This is a genomic window from Mesorhizobium sp. M7A.F.Ca.CA.001.08.2.1, assembly GCF_003998455.1.
GTDB classification, from domain to species: Bacteria; Pseudomonadota; Alphaproteobacteria; order Rhizobiales; family Rhizobiaceae; genus Mesorhizobium; species Mesorhizobium ciceri.
In genome coordinates this window covers 1-1,854 of record NZ_RZPW01000995.1, presented here as the reverse complement: position 1 = coordinate 1,854, position 1,854 = coordinate 1, and the positions used below count along the sequence as shown (strand labels likewise).

1 protein-coding gene is annotated in these 1,854 nt (G+C 62.6%); it reads left to right on the top strand.

Annotated elements, in window-relative coordinates:
* On the top strand, positions 1-1,854 hold a 1,854-nt coding region (secD, locus tag EN914_RS33950), incomplete at both ends, for a protein translocase subunit SecD (protein WP_127389611.1).

Sequence of the window (1,854 nt, the reverse complement as noted above, 5' to 3'; positions counted from 1 at the left end):
GGTGCAGGACGCGCTCAACGGCCGTCCGCCTGCCGGCTCGTCGGTGCTGTATTCGCAGGACGATCCGCCGGTTCCGTATCTGATCGAGAACCGTGTCATCGTCTCGGGCGAAAACCTCGTTGACGCACAGGCGACATACAATTCGCAGAACAACGAGCCGGTGGTGTCGTTCCGCTTCGATTCGAAAGGGGCGGCGCGCTTCGGCCAGGCCACGGCGCAAAATGTCGGCAAGCTGTTCGCCATCATCCTCGACAACCAGGTGATTTCGGCGCCGCAGATCCGCGAGCCGATCCTCGGCGGCACCGGCCAGATCTCCGGCAATTTCACCGCCCAGAGCGCCAACGATCTCGCCGTGCTGCTGCGCGCCGGCGCGCTGCCGGCGACGCTAACCGTCATCGAGGAGCGTACCGTTGGTCCGGGCCTTGGCCAGGATTCGATCCATGCCGGCAAGGTCGCCGGCATCATCGGTTCTATCCTCGTCGTTGCCTTCATGTTCGTCGCCTACGGCTTCCTCGGCTTCCTCGCCAACATCGCGCTGGCGGTGCACGTGGCGATGATCGTCGGCGTGCTCTCGCTGCTTGGCGCGACGCTGACCTTGCCTGGCATCGCCGGTATCGTGCTGACCATCGGCATGGCGGTCGATTCCAACGTGCTGATTTACGAACGCATCCGCGAGGAGCGGCGCGCCGGCCGCTCGGTCATCCAGGCGATCGATACCGGTTTCACCAAGGCGCTGGCGACCATCGTCGATTCCAACATCACCTCGCTGATCGCCACCGTGGTCCTGTTCTATCTTGGTACCGGTCCGGTGAAGGGCTTTGCCATCACCTATGCCATCGGCATCCTGACGACCGTCTTCACCGCCTTCACCTTCACCCGTCTGCTGGTCTCGATCTGGCTGCGCCGGGCTCGCCCGAAGGAATTGCCGAAGGCGCCGGTGACCTTCGTTCCGCCCGGCACCAAGATCCCCTTCATGGGCATCCGTCGCTGGACGTTCACGCTGTCCAGCGCACTTTCGATCCTGTCGGTGGTGCTGTTCATGACCGTCGGCATCAACTACGGCATCGATTTCAAGGGCGGTTCGCTGATCGAAGTGCAGGCCAAGAGCGGCAATGCCGATCTCGCCGACCTCCGCGCGCGGCTGACCGAACTCAACATCGGCGAAGTCCAGGTGCAGCAGTTCGGTACGCCGAACGACGTGCTGATCCGCGTCGGGACGCAGGATGGTGGCGAAAATGCCGAGCAGACCGTCATCGACAAGGTGCGCGGCGAGCTGCAGGATAATTATGACTTCCGCCGCGTCGAAGTGGTGGGACCGACCGTGTCCGGCGAGCTCGCCAAGCAAGGCACGATCGCCATGCTGATCGCGCTGCTCGGTATCCTGATCTATGTCTGGTTCCGCTTCGAATGGCAGTTCGCGGTCGGCGCCATCGTGGCGACGGTGCACGATGTGGTCATGACGCTCGGCTTCTTCGTCATCTCCGGGCTGGAGTTCAACCAGTCGTCACTGGCGGCGATCCTGACGATCATCGGCTATTCGCTGAACGATACGATCGTGGTCTATGACCGTGTCCGAGAGGATCTGCGAAAATACAAGCGCATGCCGCTGCCGCAACTCCTGAACAACGCCATCAACGAGACGCTGTCGAGAACGACGCTGACCTCGGTGACGACGATCCTGGCGCTGCTGGCGCTGGTTCTGTTCGGTGGCGAGGTGATCCGCTCGTTCACCATGGCCATGCTGTTCGGCGTCATCTTCGGCACCTATTCGTCGATCTTCATCGCCGCCCCGCTGCTGATCCTGTTCAAACTGCGGCCGCAGGCTACGGCCGACGAGGAGAAGCCGGTCAATGG